The organism is Paenibacillus sp. NFR01 (assembly GCF_900111565.1).
GTDB lineage: Bacteria > Bacillota > Bacilli > Paenibacillales > Paenibacillaceae > Paenibacillus_AQ.
Genome location: NZ_FOIK01000006.1, coordinates 210,945 through 228,340, shown reverse-complemented (window position 1 = coordinate 228,340; position 17,396 = coordinate 210,945). Strand labels below are relative to the sequence as shown.

Below are 17,396 nucleotides of genomic sequence, written 5' to 3'. Positions count from 1 at the left end.
AACGGGATGTAGCTCAGCTTGGTAGAGCACCTGGTTTGGGACCAGGGGGTCGCATGTTCGAATCGTGTCATCCCGATCACACAGCCTAGGCTGGCAGAAAGCTCCTACTTCGGTAGGAGTTTTTTGTTTGTTTTTCAGCTGAAATCTCCTCACTCTTCGAGCCAGTAGGAAACCTCCGGCGGGATGCCGATCCGCATGAAATAGCGCTGCAGCGGCTCATCCTGATCCGGTTCCATGCCTGCCGTCAAAAGCTTAAGCGCAAAGCGGTTAGCTTGCCGTTCCAGCTTGCCCGGCGCAAAAAACGAATGCTCCTCCAGAAAAAATCGGTTAATACCTTTATGCAGACGATCATGGCCAAGCTCATGGGCGCACACAAAACGCTGCCACTCTACCGGTAAATCGGAATGAATGACAATAAATCTACGTCTGAGCTTACGGAAGTATAACCCTTTGGTGCAGCTTCCCAGGTCCATATAGCGGATATGAATACCCAGAGCTTCGGCCAGTTCAAAGGGGTTGGTGGTTTTATATTTTTTGACCAATCGTTTAATCAGCTCATCCATCTTGATTCACCCGCAGCTTGTTATAGTCAATGCTTGGCAAAGCTTCATTTATCTTGTGGTGTTCGCTTGTTCATCTGCTTTGCTTCCCAGAACAATCCGGTTAACACATCTTTAATCCGCTGCCGGTCTTCCTGGCTTAAAGGAATTCCATCAAACATCAACTCACCGTCATCCTCCAGCATTTTTCGGAAATCGCGTTTGTCTTTGGAAGTAGCCCACGCTGGCATGTCCATCGGGTCTTTCGCTCCAGACGTTTCGTTCAAATAACCGGCATGTTCCATGAGTTCCTCATAGCCGATGCCGACGGCTTCAGAAATCTTGCGCAGCGTCGCCGGTTTTGGAATCCCGCGAATGCCGTTTTCGATCCTTGAGATCTGTGCCCCGCTGATTCCGGCGTGAGCGGCTAATTGCTGAATGCTCAGCCCCTTTTGCTCCCGGAGTCTTCTTAAATAATCCCCAAACGTTTCAGCCATGCCAAACAACTCCTGTCCGATAATGTTCAGTTCATGCAATAATGCCAACTATAAATTACCATTACCAAATGGTAAAAGTAAAGCTATAAAAACATCCCAAAAGGTAAGAATTGAGGGGATAAATGTCTGTTTTTGCCCCAAAACCGCTTATAACGACGTTTTACGGATTGGTAATGAAATGGTACATTATAGAAAAACGCGAACAAAATGCGAACACGAGCATTATAGCATATGTCGCGCAGAATTTCCGTATTCATTTCTATTACCCAATCCGAAGGGGGCAACCTGAATGATGCAGTTATCGATTTTACCTGAGCTTGACCGTCGCCTGACCCAAAATGCCATTGAAAATATGCTTGAAAAGTACCGTATATATAAAACTGTTACGTTCGAGGCCAGAGAGATCCAGACTACTTATGGGTATACGGAACGTTTTCATGGCCCCACAAACACTGTTTCCGATTCTACCGCAGCCGTTGCCGTATATAATGTAGATGTTCCTGCGGCCCGAAGAGCTTACTGCGCGGCGATAGATTCGGTCGTGGAGCGGCTGGAGGATAGAGAACAGCAGCTGGTGAGGGAGCGTTATTTAAAAAGGGACGAGATGTACGATTACACGATATACAATCATGTATTTGATCCACCGGTCAGCAAAGATACCTACGTGAAGATTCGCTCCAAGGCATTTTATAAAATGGCACTCGCTTTTGCCGATTTGGGGCTGCTGCCGCTGGGGCCGCTGATCAAGGCGAAACGTAAAGCATAACTTGATAATCCGCCGCCTAAGGTCGTGTCATCTCCATTCGAGATGCTGCGGCTTTTTTGCTGCTAAGGGATGTACCGGCGCCTCCATGAATCCAGCGTAAACCCGCTGCCTCCCCGACCTAATCTCTCCGGAACCTCTTCCTAAATCAGCCGCTCCTCCGCCTCCGCAAGGAAATAAAGGGGGTATGATTATACCATGGCAATCGAGGACAAAGACACCGCAGGAGCATGAATGCTCCACCATTTAGCCCCGCCGGACAGGCCGGGTACACCGAGCGGTGAAAAGATCTTTGCCCCGTTGCCCTGCAAGAGCGGATGCCTTCCCATTGGTGGAGGGTATCCGTTTTTGATATCTATATTAACCGAAGGGAGGGACCAATAACGGTACATCAGGTTAGAGCGTATATCGCGGCCGGCTTGAACCGGGCTTTTCCGGAGACGCCGCTATATGTGGAGGGAGAGAAGCCGGCTGCGGCGTATTTCACGCTGGAACTGATCTCGGCCGCCCATGAGCGGCAGCGCAGAGGCAGGTATTTGGCCGTATACCGGTTCGGTATCCGCTATGAGCAAGGGGAAGCCCTTGAGGCGGAAGGACTGGCGGACAAGGTGTGCGAGGCACTGGCTGAAGAGGTGAACGGCTCCTCCGAGTTTCGCATGCTCAAGCTGCTTTGGGAAGCCGGAACTGCGGAGAAGGGGCCGCTTCTTACTGCCGAGTTCATGGTGCCTTTGCTGCTGGAGCTGCAGACGGAGGATGAGATCCGGATGGCCAAACTGCTGGAGGAGGAACGATTGGGATGACAGAACCACTGCAGGGCCCCGATACTTTCGGAAAAAAACAGATTTTGCAATCGGCGCGCTTCAGCCGCGTGGAAAGAGATGCGCTGAACGTAGTGCTGAAGGAAGATCAAACGTATTCGCTGGATGAAGCGAGGGAAATGCTGAAGCTTTTTCTAAATAAGGAGGTTATTTAATGGCAGGCGGAAATTGGTTGACACAGAATAAGGTGCGTCCGGGGGTATACGTGAACGTAGCTACAACGGACGGTTCGATTGGAAAAATGGGTGAGCGCGGCGTTGCCGCTTTGGCGTTATCCTTGCCTTGGGGCGAAGCGGGTACGATTGTTAAGGTGACGGCGCAGGACAACTTCAGTAAACTTCTCGGCTATGACCTGACGGCAAGCGTGCTGCTTCCGGTGCGGGAAGTGCTCAAGCGTGGGGGTACGCTTTTGCTGTACCGGCTTAACGAAGGCGCAAAAGCGACGATTACCGGTAACGGCCTGCGTGTCACGGCCCGGTACGGCGGCGAACGCGGCAACGATCTCTCAGTTGTCATCGAGAAAAATATCGACAATGCTACCCGCTTTGACGTGACTACGCTGCTGGCCGGCGCGGAGGTAGACAAGCAAACCGTGGGCAGTGCGGCGGAGCTGAAGGCGAATGATTATGTGGTTTTTGCGGAAAACAGTCCCGCTACCCTGGCGCTGACGGCAGGTATGCCGCTTACCGGCGGGGCGGATGGCGCCGTTACGAATGCGAATTACAGCGATTTTCTCGCAAAATTGGAAGTCCAAGATTTCCAGACGGTGGCACTTCTCTCCGATGACAGCTCGCTTAAGGCGCTGTATACCTCCTTCGTCAAACGTCTGCGTGAAACCGAAGGCAAAAAAGTGCAGGCGGTGCTGGCGAATTACGCTGCCGCCGATTATGAAGGTATTATCAGTGTCGCCAACGGGGTTATCCTCAGCGACGGCACGGTGATCAGTAAAACGCAGGCAACCGCTTGGGTAGCCGGCGCTACCGCGGCAGCTGCGGTAAACGAATCGCTTACTTACCAAGCCTATGACGATGCGGTCGATGCGGATGTGCGGCTCAGCCATTCTGAGACGGTAGAGACGCTCTCGGGCGGCGAACTGCTGTTCACCTATAACGACGGACGTGCCGTTGTGGAGCAGGACATTAACACCTTTACAGGATTTTCGCCCAATAAAGGCAAACCGTTTGCCAAAAACCGCGTGCTGCGCGTGCTGGATGCGATCTCCGGCGATCTGAAGCGGATCTTCGAGAATTATTTTATCGGCAAAGTGCCGAACCATGCGGACGGCCGGGCGCTGTTCTGGTCGCAATGCGTGAATTACATGAACGATCTGCAGGGCATCGGAGCCATTGAGGGCTTTGACGCGCAAAAGGACATTACCGTAACGCCTGGCGACGATACCGACAGCGTGCTGCTTGAGGTCGCCGTGAAGCCGGTGGATTCGGTTGAAAAAGTATACATGAAAGTGAAGGTGGTTTAAGATGACATTCCTTAAAGCGAGCGATACCCTGTCCGGCCAGGAGGGCCGGGCCTACGCCACGATCAACGGCCAGACGGAGGAAATGTTCTACGTGAAGACGCTGGAGGCCACTGTTGAAAAACAGAAGGCGGAAGTGAAAACGCTCGGACGCCGCGGCGTGCAGCATAAAGCGACCGGCTGGTCGGGAAGCGGTTCGATGACGATTTTTTATATGACGAGCCGTTTCCGGCAGCTGATGCTGGACTACATGAAGACCGGCATTGACCAGTATTTCGATATCGTCGTCACCAACGAGGATCCGTCCTCTACGGTTGGCGCGCAGCGCATCATGCTGAAAGGCGTCAATCTGGACAGCGTAATTATGGCATCGCTGGATACGGAATCGGATGCGCTGGAAGAGGAAGTCAGCTTTACGTTTGAAGATGTGGAACTGATGCAGGCGTTCGTCGCTCCGGCCGGCTCAGGCCAGTAATGCCAGCGCGTAATCTATAACCATACTATTCCGGCACGAGCAAACGGCCCGGACGTGAGGCTTCACGGCGGGTCTTTTCTCTGCTTGGCAGATGAACAATTCCCTTAGGAGGATGAATATGAGCGAACTGAGTCTATTTTTTGCCCAAAATGCCGCTTGCGATACGACAGAGGAATTTGTGGTTTCGCAGCGATTCAAGGATAAGGACGGTAAAGCGGCGGCCTGGAAGCTGCGCAGCATGACGGAGGACGAGAACCAGGAATGCCGTAAGGCGGCTACCCGGAAGGTCAAAGGGAAGAACGGTGTGTATACCTCCGAAATCGATCCCAATGACTATATGGCCAAGCTGATGACCTCAAGCATCGTACACCCTGATTTGAAAAATAGCGAGCTGCAGCGCTCCTATGGCGTGCTCGGTGCGGAGTCGCTGCTGCGCAAAATGCTGCTGCCCGGCGAATTCGCTGCGCTCGGAGAGCGTGTACAGGCGCTTAACGGCTTCGGCACCGACATGAACGAGCTGGTGGACGAAGTAAAAAACTGATCAACGAGGGCGACGGCGAAGCCAACCTGGCGTACTACGCCCTCCACGAGCTGCACATCCTGCCGCATGAGCTGATGAAGCTGTCCACCCGCGAACGGGCGGCGATCTATGCGATGATCTCCGTTCGCGTGGACAAGGAGAAACGCGACCGTGCGCGGAGCAAGGGGAGAAAGAAATGAAGGGGGTGAATGAATGGCATTTAATCAGGCCAATATAGCCGGCGTTCAGCAGGTCAACAACAATTGGATCACCGATTTATCAAAACAAGTTACCAACCAGTTGTCGGCCAATCTTTCCGCATCATTTTCTGCGACGTTGAACCGAATCAAATTGAAAATTGTTAATAATCCCGTATATAACATCGTTAACAATTACAATGTTTCATCTGCGCAAATTGAAGGCTCCTCTGGCAGTGCAGTCAAATCGCAAAAGAAACTGGCTGATGCGGCCAACCGTGGAAAAGCCCCCGCTTATGAAAAGTTGAAGACTCCGGAAGGAGGAGCTGTCCATAGGCAGGCAAAGCGGAATGACGCGATGAACAGCGGATCTGACGCTGGGGCAACAAAGTTTCAGGCTCCGAAGGGAGATGCATTGCGCGCCCAAACGAAGCTGAATGATGTTGTGAATAACGGGAAAGAGCCGCTTGGCAGTAAGATTGGGCCTCCAATTGAACAAGCAGTAAAAGCCCAGGAAAAATTAAATGATGCTGCAAAAGGCGGCACGGCAGAGGCTACGAAGCAATCCAGTGCCTGGGATAAGATGACGGGTGTCTTTGACAAAGTCAGCGGCGTATATGGCAAAGTAAAAGACACTATGGAAAAGGTGCTGGCACCGGCGGCTGAACAACAGAAATGGGAAGACATGTTCAAAGCCAAAACCGGTGAAAATGACGTCGGTAGCGCAATGTTTGAAAAATTCAAGCAGCGTGCGCTGGTTACGGGCCAAGACGTAAACAAATCTATGCAGAGCGCATTGACCTTTTATCCTCATACCCAGAATACGGAACAACTGGACAAGCTGATGGATTACTCGACAAGGCTAAGCATGTTATCACCGGAAGAGAAAGATATCGGTGATACTTCATCTGCAATTCAATCCGCGTTTGACGGAGATTCAGGCGATTTGGCCTCGATGCTCAATTTAGATGAGGCGGATATGGGCGGGTTAGATATTGTAGCGAAGACTGGAAATATGGAAGCCTTCCTGAGTACGCTTGACGGAATCATGAATAAGGCGGGAATGACCAGCACTGCATTGCAAACGATGATGGACTCGCCGGTCAACCAGTGGCAGGCGCTTCTTGGCAATTACAATAATTCCTTGGCTTCTATCGGAGAAGGGGCGTTACAGGCTTTGTCGCCTTTGCTTGATATGCTGAATCAGGCATTCGCCGACGGGTCGTTTCAGCCGGTTATTGATGGATTATCCGCGGGGCTTGGCATGTTGGCAGAAGGATTCATGGGTGTTGTGCAGGGAGCACTTTACTTATGGGATGTGTTAAGCACTACGCTTCCGGTAGTCTTACCAATAATTTTAGGGATCGTTGCCGGTGTAATTGCCTATAGATTGGCTATGCTCGCCGCCTCGATTGCTACAAATATGCAGGCTATCGCAATGGGGATCGTTACTACAGCTACGGCAATCTATAATGCCGTCATGAGTGCCAACCCGATAGCACTCGTCATCGGTCTGGTTATTGGATTGATCGTCGCATTCCTTGGCATTATTGCGGCGCTGCAACCGGTGCGGGATTTCATGGCGGAACTGTTCCGAGGCATCGGAGAGATCGTTGCAAACTTTGTAGGTTTTGTTATTGATTGTTGGACCGGATTTACCAACGGTATTATTGATGCGGTAAACTTCTTGCTCGATGGCATTAATAAGGTCATCGGAGCGGTCGGCAAATTTATAGGTTTGGATTCCAAGGTGAATCTGGAGCTTGAGCATGTTGACAGCAGCAAATTCAAAGAAGGCCTTCAAGAGGGAATAGAAGGAACCTTTGATGCCGCAGCGGATTGGACCAAGGATTTCGATATGGACAAGTTAAAGGACTCTATTGGATTGGGAAAAGGTGATAGTAAAGATCCAAATGCGATCCTCGAGGAGTGGAACAAAAAGCATCCAGGGGATGAATCCAAAATAACAGGAAATCCTCCAGTCCCGAATCCACCAGTCCAGAATCCACCGATACCTCAACCGACGTCCAACCCATTTGCCAGCACCACTAATATTACCGGGAACAACCTCAACACCGTTAACCGTGTTAACGAAATCGGCGATATCAAGAACAGCGTGGATATTTCCAGTGACGACTTGAAGATGCTTCGCGAGCTGGCCGAGATCCAGTCGATTCAAAATTTTGTGGAGCTTACGCCTACAGTGCAGGTAACAACGGGCAACATTAATAATGCAGGAGATATTGACTCCATCATCAACAAAATCGGGCAAAAGCTGAACGAGGAGTTCATCTCCACCGCACAGGGGGTGTACGGATAACGTGGAAGAGTACGGTTTTTTTCTGGGCTTCAATAATTTTGCGGAAGTGATCCGGCTGCCCGTCAACCCGGAAACGCTGGAGATCAAAGAAGCGGGCGACAGTAAAAGCTACACGATCGTCGACCGCGGCGAAATTAATGCCATTATGTATCCGAAGCTAGCGGAGATTTCGCTCGAGGGTATTTTTCCGGCGCAGTATTACCCGTTTGTGGTTTATCCGGAGCAGGAAGCTGATCGGCTGCTTAGGCCTTATGAGTATGTTACTTTGATAAAAAAATGGATGGCCAGCCGCAAGCCAATCCGGTTTGTGTTCAGCGGGCTGCAGAGCTTGAAAGGAAGTTCAGGCTCAACCAAAGTGGATGCCGAAGCAGCTTCGGATCAGGCGGACAAGGGGGATCTTGGCGTAAATATGCCAATGAGCATCGAAAGCTTCTCCTGGAAGCTTAGCGCCGGCTCCTCAGGAGATATTGAATACCAGCTTGCACTTAAAAAATATGAGTTCTACCAATCGCTGGCCGTTAAGACAGTAGACAAAGAGGTCAAGGTTCAGACGAAACGCCCCAACGACAAGAGCGTTCCTAAAACGTACACGATTAAAGCGGGGGATACGCTCAGCGGCATTGCCCAGAAGATGCTTGGCGACAGCGGCAAGTGGAAACAGCTCCAAAAGCTGAACGGTATCTCGGACAGCGAGACCAAAAAGCTCAAAATCGGCAGAGTCATCAAGCTGTCGTAGGAGGGCGCCATGGAACTGCTTATCAAAAACAAAGACGGCGGAATCTGGGATATTGCCGGCATTGCGACCGATATTACATGGAAAACAGCCCGATCCGGCAAGCCAGCGACTCTGGAGCTTAAGCTTGTGGACAGCGGCATTTATCAGCATCCGAAATTCAAGATCGAAAACGGGGATATCCTCCAATTCAGCAAAGACGGCATCGACGTGTTTTACGGTTTTGTATTCAGCATCGATACCGGATCGGATCAGGAGATTTCAGTGACCGCCTATGATCAGGTCCGCTATTTGCTCGCTAACGGCACCTATGTGCTGCAAAATATAACGGCCAGCGAACTGATCTCCAAAATCGCCAAGGACCACGGCCTAAAGACCGGAGCGCTGGATGCGGCGGAGTACCGGATTCCTTCATTAATTGAAGATGACAAGAAACTGCTGGATATCATCATGAATGCAGTCGGCGGTGAGCTGCAGAACAAGGGCAGACTGATGGCCTTTTACGATGACTTTGGAAAGCTGACGCTTCGCGGGCCGGAGCATATGCTGCTGAATGTGATTTTGGGCGCCGGACATTCCCTTTACGATTATTCGCTGAAAAAAAGCATCGACGACGATACGTACAATACGATTTTTCTATATAAGGACAACGAGGTGACGGGCAAACGCGAGTTTTTCCCGGTTGCGGATAAAGACAATGTGGCGCGCTGGGGGATTCTGCAGCTCTATCAAAAGGCGGATGACCAGGCCAATGACGCACAGATCATGGAAAAGGCCAACAATCTGCTGAAGCTGCACAACCGGGAGAAATACAGCCTGTCCGTGCAGGCCATCGGCGATTTGCGCGTCCGGGCGGGGAATTTCATTTATGTGCTGCTGGAGGAGATGGAGACCCAGTTATTTCTGGTCGATCAGTGCAGCCACAAAATTTCCGGAGGGGAACATACGATGTCCCTCGATATTAAGGTGGTGTAGCCATTTATGTTGGATATTATCAAAAAAGCGAGCCTCGGCGCAGTTGCGAATACCAACCCGGTGTCTCTGGCTTATGGGCTCGTGACTGTAGCGGATCCGCTGGAAGTGGAGCTGAATCAACGGATCAGGCTATCCGGTGCAGCACTGGTGCTGCCGGAGACGGTCATGGAGAGCAGTGTGGAGTTTAATGGGACGAAGCATACCGTTCGCCGCGGACTGATGCCGGGAGACCGGGTGCTGCTGATGCGCATGCAGGGCGGACAAAGCTATATCGTGCTGGATCGGCTGGTGGAGCCATGATTCCCGCCATCGGCAAGGATGGGCCGATCACTTCGCAGCTGGTTACAGGCTCCGGCTCCCTAGACTTGCAGACGCCCGGTCCAAGCCGGACATACCGCCTGGATACTGAGCGTGGCCGGATCAGCGGCAGCATTGACACGCTGGATGCGGTGAAACAGGCAGCGGCCAAAGTGCTGCAAACCGAACGTTTTGCTCACTTGATCTATAGCTCCGATTACGGGACGGAATGGAATCTGGTGGTGGGCCGGGAGCGGCTCTTGGCCCGCTCGGAGCTGAAACGGATAGTGAGCGAAGCGCTGCTGCAGGATGAACGCATCCGTTCCCTGGAGGATGTGGAAGTGGCATTTGAAGGCGATACGGCCAGCTACAGCTGTACCGTTGTCAGCATTTACGGCGATTTTTCTCTGAGAAGGGAGTTGATGGGTCTTGTATGAGGATCAAACGTTTGAGACGGTGCTGCTGCGGATGCTGAACCGCGTTCCGGAAACCATGGATAAACGCGAAGGCAGCATCATCTACGATGCGCTGGCTCCTGCCGCGGCGGAAATGGCGCAGATGTATGCGGAGCTGGATGTGAACCGCAATTTGTATTTTGCCGATACGGCCGATGGCGAATACCTGGAGCGCTGCGTGGCCTGGACCGGCATCACCCGGCGACCGGCGGGCAAAGCGCAACTTCGCGGACAGTTTTATGGCGGCAGCGGCGAACTGGTGGATGTTCCGCTCGGCAGCCGCTTTACGGTAGAGCTTATGAACTATACCGCCGTCGAGAAGCTGTCTCCCGGCAGCTACCGGCTGGAATGCGAAAGCGCCGGGGATGAAGGGAACCGGTATACCGGCACGCTTTTACCGCTGGACTATATCTCTGGCTTGGCCCGCGGAGAAGTTACGGAATTGTTGGTTCCCGGTACGGATGCCGAAACGGATGAAAGTCTGCGCCAGCGCTATTTAAATACGGCCAGAAGACCTTCAACGAGCGGCAATAAATACCACTATATGGAGTGGGCGCAGCAGATTGAGGGCGTGGGGGGATCTAGGGTTTTTCCATTATGGGCCGGTCCTAAGACGGTTAAGGTCGTTATCGTGGATGCGGAAAAGCGGCCTGCCTCCGAACATTTAGTGGCTCAAGTGCAGCAATATATCGATCCCGCTTCGGGACAAGGGGATGGCCAAGCTCCTGTAGGAGCGGTAGTCACCGTAGTATCGGCTGCCGGGAAAACGATCAGCGTCAATGCCAAGGTCCGTTTGGCCTCCGGATATGCGCTTCAGGCAGTGATTCAGGCGTTTCAGGTCATTTTGGAAAAATACCGTAAAGAAAAGGCATTCGATGCAACCTATATCAGCCAATCGGTGATCGGATCACTGCTGCTGAGTGCGGAGGGGGTCGTCGACTATAGCGATCTTAAATTGAACGGGGGAACCGGTAATGTGCTGCTCAGCGAAACCGAAGTTCCTCTATTCGGCGCTGCTATTTTGGAGGTGTAGCGTAATGCCGTATCCTGGACAAATTGATGTTTTCAAAGAAAAGCTGAATAAAAGAGCAAACGGCGGCACTTACGTCATCGAAGAAAAAATTCAATTGAAAAACGGGGCGTACAACGGATTTTTAGCTCATGACAATATCAACAGTCAGACGATAACCGTCTTTACCGGTCCCGGTTACAGCGGGACAGAGCTCCGCAACTTTGCAGTATCTTTTCCCGATGAGGCGCCCTGGAAGCGGCTGATTGCCGTGTATGCACAGGTTCCTGAGGTGTATGTAACCTATGAAACGCCGGGCGATACCGTTGAAGCGGAGGATATTAATGTGCTGCAAACGGGACTCACCGCGGTGCAAAATGAGCTTGAACGCTACAAATCTGTGGGACTAATTGACGGCGGAACGTTTAAAAAAGGGGTGTAAAATGGCACAAACCATTCAAATCAAACGGGGCACCCGCGCAGAGCTGTCAACGTATGGGGCGCTTCAGGCCGGGGAAATGGGGTTTTGTACCGATACGAAAGAGATTTATATCGGAGATGGAGCCTCCAATTCTTTTGTTGGCCGCGCATTGTCAGGACCTGAAGCTTCGCGTCCGGGAGTGGCAGCGGCCGGGCGCTTCTATTATGTGAGCAGCGGGACCAATAGCGGATATTTGTATTTCGACGACGGTGCGGCGTGGCGACGGGTAAATTCGCAAAAACTGACGGATTTATCGGGGACCGTCGATGATATCACGGACGGGGTAACTTATGCTAAAGTGCTCAAAGCGGATATAAGCGCCGGACATGTCAACAAGGTATCGGACGGTACCAATGTCAAGACGGCGGCAGAAATCAAAACACACATCGATGATGCGGCAAAACACCGGGTTATTAATGACGCGGGAACGGCAATTACCGATTTGTGGTCAGCGCAAAAGATCCGTAACGAGATTGAGCTCGCCAAACATAATATCGAACCTCAAGCATCCGTAAAAGACCAAAACTTGAGTACCCCTCCAGCCAGTCCGGCGGAAGGCGACCGCTACATTGTGGCAGCCGGTGCAACTGGTGCATGGCTGGGGAAATCAACGCAGGTCGCAGAATATCAGTCTGCTATTTGGGTGTTCTATCCACCTGCCGTCGGCTGGTCTGCTTACGTCGACGATGAGCAAAAGGTTTACAGCTGGAACGGCAGTGCTTGGGTGCGTACAGGCGGAGCACTTCAGACAGTTAATGCCGGTAAAGGAATACAGGTGGACGGCAACGGTGTTGCCGCTAACATTGACGGCAGCAGTATCATATACGATGCAGCGAACGGCAATCGGATGATGGTAGCCGTCATCGACGGCGGCACATTCTAGGAGGCAGGGATATGGCTAGAAATGTATTGATCCAAATCCGTCGCGGCCTTGAAAGTGCGTTGGGGGTACTTTCAGCAGGTGAAATGGGTTTTTGCACGGACACGGGGAAGCTGTATATCGGAAGTTCCGCCGGGAACATTCTACTGGCCGCTTCCCAGACTGCTGGAGATATGCTGAAGAGTATTTACGATACGAATAACAACGGGAAGGTTGACTATGCTCAGTCCGCCGATAGTGTTCCTTGGTCCGGAGTAGACGGAAAACCGGCTGTATTTCCGCCTGAAACTCATTCTCACAATTATATGCCTCTCGGGCCGCTGACCTGGAATCAGCTCAAGGGGGTGTAACCATGGCCTATGGCAATAACGTATACGGAGTTTTACCCTATTCGGTTGATAGCCCATTGCAGGAAGGGCCGGAGCTTCAGCCGATAGACCTTATGAGGTATCTTCCTGAGTTTTATAAAGGCGTCCAGGAAATGGAACGCATTCAGGACTCTGCTGGGGATGAATGCGGTTTGCTTGCCTCTTCCATCGAAGACAGCTCCAGGCAGAGTATTATCGAATCGGCGACCTGGGGACTCTCCCGCTGGGAGTGTCTGCTTGGGTTAACCACGGATCAGGCAAAGTCATTTGCCACCCGCAGAGAGATGATCAAAGCCAAGCTACGCGGCAACGGCACCACAACGCCGGAGATGATCCGGCGAACAGCTTCCGCTTTTTCAGGCGGGGATGTCGAAGTGGCAGAGCTTCCTGGGGAATACCGTTTTGAAGTCCGGTTTGTAGGCACGCTTGGAATACCGGCAAATATGTCAGGGCTCATTCAAATCATTGAAGAAATCAAGCCGGCCCATCTGGAGTGTAGCTATGTGTTCACCTATACATGGTGGGATTCGGTCAAAGTGCTCACCTGGAATGTTGCGCATGCTAAAACGTGGAACGAGTTAAGAGTATACCAATAGGAGTGTGAATCATGAAGACGACGGGCAATTTGGGACTCAAAAAGCCAGACGGAACAGACATTGTCGATATCGCTGACTTGAACGGCAATATGGACATTTTGGATACGGCTGTGAAAGCCGTTCAGGATCATACCACTGATGCGATTAAGCATATTACGGCTGCGGAGCGCACCACTTGGAATGCCAAGGCTTCGACGTCGGCGGCTACAACGGGCGCAGCAGGCCTGATGTCCGCGGCGGATAAAGCGAAGCTCGATGGGGTGGCGGCAGGGGCAAATAGTTATGTGCATCCTACCGGAGACGGCAACCAACACGTACCTGCAACGGGTACAGCCAATAATGGCAAAGTATTAAAGGCAGGATCAACCGCCGGCAGTGCGGCGTGGGGAGCAGTTAACGCTTTGGAGGTCGTTGAAGATACAACCCATCGATTTACAACGGATGCAGAAAAAACAAGCTGGAATGCCAAAGCGTCGACGGTAGCAGCTACGACGAGTGCCGCTGGTCTGATGTCCGCGACGGATAAAGCGAAGCTGGATGGGGTTGCAACGGGGGCGAACAATTACGTTCATCCCAATCATACGGGTGACATCACAAGTACAGGAGATGGAGTAACAGCAATTGCTCCAGGCGTTATTGTTGATGCTGATGTAAACAGCGCGGCGGCAATTGCCTGGACCAAAATCAGCAAGACCGGGGCATCGTTAGCTGATTTGCCAACCCGCTCTGCTACAGACTTAACGAGCGGGACTTTATCCGCAGCTCGTCTTCCCGCCATTACCGGGGATATTACCATGGCGGCAGGAACTGGAACTGCAATCATTACGGCCGGGTCGATTGTTAATGTGGATATTAATGCTGCGGCAGCTATTGATGCAAGCAAAATCGGGACAGGCACGGTAAGCAATACAGAGTATGGATATTTGGATGGTGTAACAAGCGCAATTCAGACACAATTGGATGGGAAAACTACATTGGTAGATTATATCAGGCAACCCGCCTATGCTTCTACAGCAGGGACAGCCGCAGCCTATACCGTAACACTCACCCCAGCACCTGCGAGCTTACCGGATGGGTTCGGTATTACGATTGTTCCGCATGCGGCTAACTCAGCTAGTCCAACACTTAATGTAAATGGATTGGGCGCTGTTCCGCTTAAGGATCAAAAAGGTATTGCGTATGCTGCCAGCAAACTACTAGCCGGCAAACCCTATACATTTCGCAAAGTAGGGACGGATTTTTTGGCAGATAGCGCGGGTGGCTCCGGTACTGCAGCAGCAGGAGATATTCGCGCGGGGAAGACAGCAGCAACCGATACAGGCGATGTGACGGGGACATTGGCCGTACAGACTGGAGGGACAGTAACTCCGGGGCCGTCTGCGATTGTAAAAGCGGCAGGGATCTATGATACGGCAATTACTATACCGGGAGTGACGGTTCCTGCAGCAAATGTATTATCTGGGACGACAATAGCAGGCACTGCAGGGACTATGACTAACCGTTCGAACACGAAATTTCAAATCTGTGGCTATGAAGATATCACGGAGATCATAAGGCACCCGTCTGCTCCGACAACACAAGGTCTCGTTACAGGAAAAAATACGTATGGTGCTACCGGGTATATCGACTCAAACTCCCAAGTCCAGTTCTCCGTGAATAATCTTGTGCCTGAAAATATCGCCTATGGGGTTAACATCGGTAAATATTCGGGGACAGGAAATACGGTAATGACAGGCTCCTATGTAGGTGGGGAACAAGTTAATTACGTATTATTTGATAACACTGTGACAGCTGCTTCAGGATTAGGCTCGGCAAAAACGAATGCGACGTCAAACAATGTTGTTGGCAGGGCAAAATTTTCTCCTAACGGAAAATTTCTAGCTGTCGCATACGCCGGATACAGTTATAACGGCTATATTATTGAAGTCTATCGCAGGAATTATGATAGCTTCGTGCTGGTGTCGACACTGACGCGTACGAAAACACATTTTGTCGATTGGGTTCATGATGGGCTCATTGTTTTTTCTGACAATACAGGGGAATTATATTTGGCCTCTGTAGATATTTGGGGAACGGTGGGCACTCCATATTTACTCTATTCCGGCACTGAGGCTATTTATGATTTATGTTGTTCACCTAATGGAGGAGAATGGATTGCTGCATCGTTTTCAAGTTATGCAGTTCGTTTATTCCATCGGATAGCGGACAATAATTTCTCACTTGCCCTTACGCAGTCCCTTCCAACTTATTCTACGGGAATGGCATTCAATGAGAGCGCCGGTGATCTATTCGTGCCTATGGGCATTACTTCCAACTACTTGTATCATTTCAAATGTTCCTCATCAAGTTATATCTATTACTACACGGCCTATAGTCTTCCCAGAAGTACTTCTTGTTATGGTATTTCCTTCGGACACAGTAATAACGGGCAGTTCGCTTTACTTAGCACGGATGGAATAACATGCGGTTATCATGACGGGGGATCTGGAATATCCTATGGATTGTACTACGCAACTACTATAGACTATGGCTACTCTCGAGAAATGGGGATAAGTTATAGAACTACCGTAGATGGAGCGCTCATTGCGTACGGACATCGTGGATCCAGCGGTGATCGGAACGTGCTTCTTAGAAGGACAAACTCCACAAATTCAATTGGAAAGGCGCTTACTTTATCGGCTGATGGTTACGGTGCTTCAGCGCACATTTCCGGTGATGGACGTTATATCGCCTATGGCACCAAATCAGGTGGGACGTTCTGCTATAGAACCAACGGATCTTGGGCAGGGGCATACAGCATGAACAGTGATCACGGTATTGTCTATCACAAAATCGAATATCTTAAAGATTCTTATCCACCAACTATTGAAGTTTTTGGTTCCCGTTGGCAAATGGTGAGAAGTTAAACGAATATAAATCAGGAGGCTATAATACTATGGCAATTATTTCAGGACCTATTGAAAATGAAGTTGAACTACGTATCATGTCGGCTCATCATACTTTGAATGAAATTCCCGAAGGTTTTATTACGCCTGATGGATGGACTTCCCGAGTTATCGACAGTAACATGCTTCTTGATACGGCGCAGCCTCAAACTGTCAGAGGTAAAAATGCAATACGTTATTACAATGTAGAGACGGATCAGTTATTCTTCAAACTGGAAGACAGGGAGTTTTCCCAAGAAGAAAACATGCAGATTTTATTGGAACAAATGCTTGCGTCGCAGGAAGAAACAACGGCTGTTCAGGTAGCTTTAACTGATTTATATGAGAAAATTTTGACTCTAGGCGCGGAGGTGAACTAAACCATGGCTAAAATCTACGCGGACCTGATCCGCAAAGGCGTAAAGACCATTGACGATGTACCGGCTGTTATCCGGGAAGAAGTGCAAAAATTGATGGATCATGCGTGACGACGGCGCCCGCGAAGGCGTCTTTATTTTGCCCCTGGATCTCATCCGGGGGCTATTCATATTGAGGGAGGAGTGACATGCTGAATCCGATCAAACAAATTGTTACGACAATATATACAGCCGCGATCGGCTCCGGGAGCCGGGAGGTGGCGATGGGGGGAGTTACGGCTATGGCAGGTGTGCTGGGAAGTGTGGCGGGGCTGCTGGGCGGATGGGATCGGGGACTCTTGGTGCTGATTGTGCTAATCGTCGGCGATTACGGTACCGGGGTGCTGGGTGCGATGCGGACCAAGACGGTTAGCTCCGAGGTGATGTTTTGGGGCGGCGTCCGCAAAGCGGTGCTGCTGTTTATCGTCGGCCTGTGTTCGCTCATGGACGACTGGATTCAGCCGGGAATCCCGATCTTCCGCACGGCGGCCATCTATTTCTATGCAGGGCGGGAAGGCTTAAGCATCGTTGAAAATCTGGGCGTGCTGGGCGTGCCGCTGCCGCAGGAGGTCAAAAATTTTCTGCTACAGCTCAGTGACGATAAATCCAAAAACAACCCGGCCAAGCCTGAACATCCCGATAATGATCAATCTGCCTAG

Annotated in this window: 22 protein-coding genes and 1 tRNA gene; 21 read left to right on the top strand and 2 right to left on the bottom strand. The window is 51.0% G+C overall.

Annotated elements, in window-relative coordinates:
- Nucleotides 1–2 precede the first annotated feature (2 nt).
- Nucleotides 3–76: transfer RNA gene (locus BMW84_RS21515), tRNA-Pro, on the top strand.
- A 73-nt stretch (nucleotides 77–149) separates the two neighbouring features.
- Here the strand turns inward: BMW84_RS21515 and BMW84_RS21510 are convergent.
- Both BMW84_RS21510 and BMW84_RS21505 read right to left on the bottom strand, forming a co-directional pair.
- The gene (locus BMW84_RS21510) at nucleotides 150–563 is read right to left on the bottom strand and encodes an ImmA/IrrE family metallo-endopeptidase (RefSeq protein WP_091071899.1); all 414 of its coding nucleotides are present in this window, start codon (nucleotides 561–563) and stop codon (nucleotides 150–152) included.
- Between the two features lie 44 nt (nucleotides 564–607).
- The gene (locus BMW84_RS21505) at nucleotides 608–1,036 is read right to left on the bottom strand and encodes a helix-turn-helix domain-containing protein (protein WP_091071896.1); all 429 of its coding nucleotides are present in this window, start codon (nucleotides 1,034–1,036) and stop codon (nucleotides 608–610) included.
- 292 nt (nucleotides 1,037–1,328) lie between these two features.
- On the opposite strand from BMW84_RS21505, the gene BMW84_RS21500 reads away from it, so the two are divergent.
- From BMW84_RS21500 to BMW84_RS21410, 20 genes are all read left to right on the top strand, one after another.
- The gene (locus BMW84_RS21500; RefSeq protein ID WP_091071922.1) at nucleotides 1,329–1,802 is read left to right on the top strand and encodes an ArpU family phage packaging/lysis transcriptional regulator; all 474 of its coding nucleotides are present in this window, start codon (nucleotides 1,329–1,331) and stop codon (nucleotides 1,800–1,802) included.
- A 314-nt stretch (nucleotides 1,803–2,116) separates the two neighbouring features.
- Complete coding sequence (locus BMW84_RS21495; protein ID WP_368086735.1) at nucleotides 2,117–2,599, top strand: phage tail terminator family protein; 483 nt, start codon at nucleotides 2,117–2,119, stop codon at nucleotides 2,597–2,599.
- On the top strand, nucleotides 2,596–2,772 hold the full coding sequence (locus tag BMW84_RS24875) for a hypothetical protein (protein WP_175498967.1): 177 nt from the start codon (nucleotides 2,596–2,598) through the stop codon (nucleotides 2,770–2,772). Before BMW84_RS21495 ends, BMW84_RS24875 begins: the two co-directional genes overlap by 4 nt.
- Complete coding sequence (locus tag BMW84_RS21490) at nucleotides 2,772–4,094, top strand: phage tail sheath family protein (protein ID WP_091071893.1); 1,323 nt, start codon at nucleotides 2,772–2,774, stop codon at nucleotides 4,092–4,094. The genes BMW84_RS24875 and BMW84_RS21490 overlap by 1 nt, the downstream gene beginning before the upstream one ends.
- A 1-nt stretch (nucleotide 4,095) precedes the next feature.
- Complete coding sequence (locus BMW84_RS21485; RefSeq protein ID WP_091071892.1) at nucleotides 4,096–4,566, top strand: phage tail tube protein; 471 nt, start codon at nucleotides 4,096–4,098, stop codon at nucleotides 4,564–4,566.
- A gap of 118 nt (nucleotides 4,567–4,684) precedes the next feature.
- Nucleotides 4,685–5,107 (top strand): phage tail assembly chaperone, encoded by a 423-nt coding sequence (locus tag BMW84_RS21480; protein ID WP_091071891.1) that lies wholly within the window; start codon nucleotides 4,685–4,687, stop codon nucleotides 5,105–5,107.
- A gap of 192 nt (nucleotides 5,108–5,299) precedes the next feature.
- Nucleotides 5,300–7,603 (top strand): phage tail protein, encoded by a 2,304-nt coding sequence (locus BMW84_RS21470; protein ID WP_091071887.1) that lies wholly within the window; start codon nucleotides 5,300–5,302, stop codon nucleotides 7,601–7,603.
- 1 nt (nucleotide 7,604) lies between these two features.
- A complete protein-coding gene (locus BMW84_RS21465) occupies nucleotides 7,605–8,339 on the top strand; it encodes a LysM peptidoglycan-binding domain-containing protein (RefSeq protein ID WP_091071885.1) in 735 nt (244 codons plus the stop codon).
- A gap of 9 nt (nucleotides 8,340–8,348) precedes the next feature.
- Nucleotides 8,349–9,311 carry an XkdQ/YqbQ family protein gene (locus BMW84_RS21460; RefSeq protein ID WP_091071884.1) on the top strand — a complete coding sequence of 321 codons (963 nt, stop codon included), beginning with the start codon at nucleotides 8,349–8,351 and terminating at the stop codon, nucleotides 9,309–9,311.
- Nucleotides 9,312–9,317: 6 nt separating this feature from the next.
- A complete protein-coding gene (locus tag BMW84_RS21455) occupies nucleotides 9,318–9,611 on the top strand; it encodes a DUF2577 domain-containing protein (protein ID WP_091071882.1) in 294 nt (97 codons plus the stop codon).
- Entirely contained in the window at nucleotides 9,608–10,045 is a 438-nt protein-coding gene (locus tag BMW84_RS21450; RefSeq protein WP_091071880.1) for a DUF2634 domain-containing protein, read from the top strand. The genes BMW84_RS21455 and BMW84_RS21450 overlap by 4 nt, the downstream gene beginning before the upstream one ends.
- Entirely contained in the window at nucleotides 10,038–11,096 is a 1,059-nt protein-coding gene (locus BMW84_RS21445) for a baseplate J/gp47 family protein (RefSeq protein WP_091071879.1), read from the top strand. Before BMW84_RS21450 ends, BMW84_RS21445 begins: the two co-directional genes overlap by 8 nt.
- Before the next feature lie 4 nt (nucleotides 11,097–11,100).
- A complete protein-coding gene (locus BMW84_RS21440; RefSeq protein WP_091071877.1) occupies nucleotides 11,101–11,514 on the top strand; it encodes a phosphoglucomutase in 414 nt (137 codons plus the stop codon).
- A gap of 1 nt (nucleotide 11,515) precedes the next feature.
- A complete protein-coding gene (locus BMW84_RS21435; RefSeq protein WP_091071875.1) occupies nucleotides 11,516–12,436 on the top strand; it encodes a DUF2793 domain-containing protein in 921 nt (306 codons plus the stop codon).
- An 11-nt stretch (nucleotides 12,437–12,447) separates the two neighbouring features.
- The gene (locus BMW84_RS21430) at nucleotides 12,448–12,783 is read left to right on the top strand and encodes a hyaluronate lyase N-terminal domain-containing protein (protein ID WP_175498966.1); all 336 of its coding nucleotides are present in this window, start codon (nucleotides 12,448–12,450) and stop codon (nucleotides 12,781–12,783) included.
- A gap of 92 nt (nucleotides 12,784–12,875) precedes the next feature.
- Entirely contained in the window at nucleotides 12,876–13,397 is a 522-nt protein-coding gene (locus BMW84_RS21425; protein WP_302848109.1) for a putative phage tail protein, read from the top strand.
- 11 nt (nucleotides 13,398–13,408) lie between these two features.
- Nucleotides 13,409–16,303, top strand: coding sequence for a hypothetical protein (locus BMW84_RS21420; RefSeq protein WP_091071872.1), 2,895 nt, complete (start codon nucleotides 13,409–13,411; stop codon nucleotides 16,301–16,303).
- 29 nt (nucleotides 16,304–16,332) lie between these two features.
- A complete protein-coding gene (locus BMW84_RS21415) occupies nucleotides 16,333–16,701 on the top strand; it encodes a hypothetical protein (protein ID WP_091071870.1) in 369 nt (122 codons plus the stop codon).
- 3 nt (nucleotides 16,702–16,704) lie between these two features.
- Nucleotides 16,705–16,809 carry a CD1375 family protein gene (locus BMW84_RS24945; RefSeq protein ID WP_217646146.1) on the top strand — a complete coding sequence of 35 codons (105 nt, stop codon included), beginning with the start codon at nucleotides 16,705–16,707 and terminating at the stop codon, nucleotides 16,807–16,809.
- A gap of 77 nt (nucleotides 16,810–16,886) precedes the next feature.
- Nucleotides 16,887–17,396: a phage holin family protein gene (locus BMW84_RS21410; protein ID WP_175498965.1), complete on the top strand. Its 510-nt coding sequence runs from the start codon at nucleotides 16,887–16,889 to the stop codon at nucleotides 17,394–17,396.

What these genes read in the sequence shown, in the direction of transcription:
- BMW84_RS21510 (WP_091071899.1), bottom strand. Translation starts at nt 563, where the DNA reads ATGGATGAGCTGATTAAACGATTGGTCAAAAAATATAAAACCACCAAC.
- BMW84_RS21505 (WP_091071896.1), bottom strand. Translation starts at nt 1,036, where the DNA reads ATGGCTGAAACGTTTGGGGATTATTTAAGAAGACTCCGGGAGCAAAAG.
- BMW84_RS21500 (WP_091071922.1), top strand. Translation starts at nt 1,329, where the DNA reads ATGCAGTTATCGATTTTACCTGAGCTTGACCGTCGCCTGACCCAAAAT.
- BMW84_RS21495 (WP_368086735.1), top strand. Translation starts at nt 2,117, where the DNA reads ATGCCTTCCCATTGGTGGAGGGTATCCGTTTTTGATATCTATATTAAC.
- BMW84_RS24875 (WP_175498967.1), top strand. Translation starts at nt 2,596, where the DNA reads ATGACAGAACCACTGCAGGGCCCCGATACTTTCGGAAAAAAACAGATT.
- BMW84_RS21490 (WP_091071893.1), top strand. Translation starts at nt 2,772, where the DNA reads ATGGCAGGCGGAAATTGGTTGACACAGAATAAGGTGCGTCCGGGGGTA.
- BMW84_RS21485 (WP_091071892.1), top strand. Translation starts at nt 4,096, where the DNA reads ATGACATTCCTTAAAGCGAGCGATACCCTGTCCGGCCAGGAGGGCCGG.
- BMW84_RS21480 (WP_091071891.1), top strand. Translation starts at nt 4,685, where the DNA reads ATGAGCGAACTGAGTCTATTTTTTGCCCAAAATGCCGCTTGCGATACG.
- BMW84_RS21470 (WP_091071887.1), top strand. Translation starts at nt 5,300, where the DNA reads ATGGCATTTAATCAGGCCAATATAGCCGGCGTTCAGCAGGTCAACAAC.
- BMW84_RS21460 (WP_091071884.1), top strand. Translation starts at nt 8,349, where the DNA reads ATGGAACTGCTTATCAAAAACAAAGACGGCGGAATCTGGGATATTGCC.
- BMW84_RS21455 (WP_091071882.1), top strand. Translation starts at nt 9,318, where the DNA reads ATGTTGGATATTATCAAAAAAGCGAGCCTCGGCGCAGTTGCGAATACC.
- BMW84_RS21450 (WP_091071880.1), top strand. Translation starts at nt 9,608, where the DNA reads ATGATTCCCGCCATCGGCAAGGATGGGCCGATCACTTCGCAGCTGGTT.
- BMW84_RS21440 (WP_091071877.1), top strand. Translation starts at nt 11,101, where the DNA reads ATGCCGTATCCTGGACAAATTGATGTTTTCAAAGAAAAGCTGAATAAA.
- BMW84_RS21435 (WP_091071875.1), top strand. Translation starts at nt 11,516, where the DNA reads ATGGCACAAACCATTCAAATCAAACGGGGCACCCGCGCAGAGCTGTCA.
- BMW84_RS21430 (WP_175498966.1), top strand. Translation starts at nt 12,448, where the DNA reads ATGGCTAGAAATGTATTGATCCAAATCCGTCGCGGCCTTGAAAGTGCG.
- BMW84_RS21425 (WP_302848109.1), top strand. Translation starts at nt 12,876, where the DNA reads ATGAGGTATCTTCCTGAGTTTTATAAAGGCGTCCAGGAAATGGAACGC.
- BMW84_RS21420 (WP_091071872.1), top strand. Translation starts at nt 13,409, where the DNA reads ATGAAGACGACGGGCAATTTGGGACTCAAAAAGCCAGACGGAACAGAC.
- BMW84_RS21415 (WP_091071870.1), top strand. Translation starts at nt 16,333, where the DNA reads ATGGCAATTATTTCAGGACCTATTGAAAATGAAGTTGAACTACGTATC.
- BMW84_RS24945 (WP_217646146.1), top strand. Translation starts at nt 16,705, where the DNA reads ATGGCTAAAATCTACGCGGACCTGATCCGCAAAGGCGTAAAGACCATT.
- BMW84_RS21410 (WP_175498965.1), top strand. Translation starts at nt 16,887, where the DNA reads ATGCTGAATCCGATCAAACAAATTGTTACGACAATATATACAGCCGCG.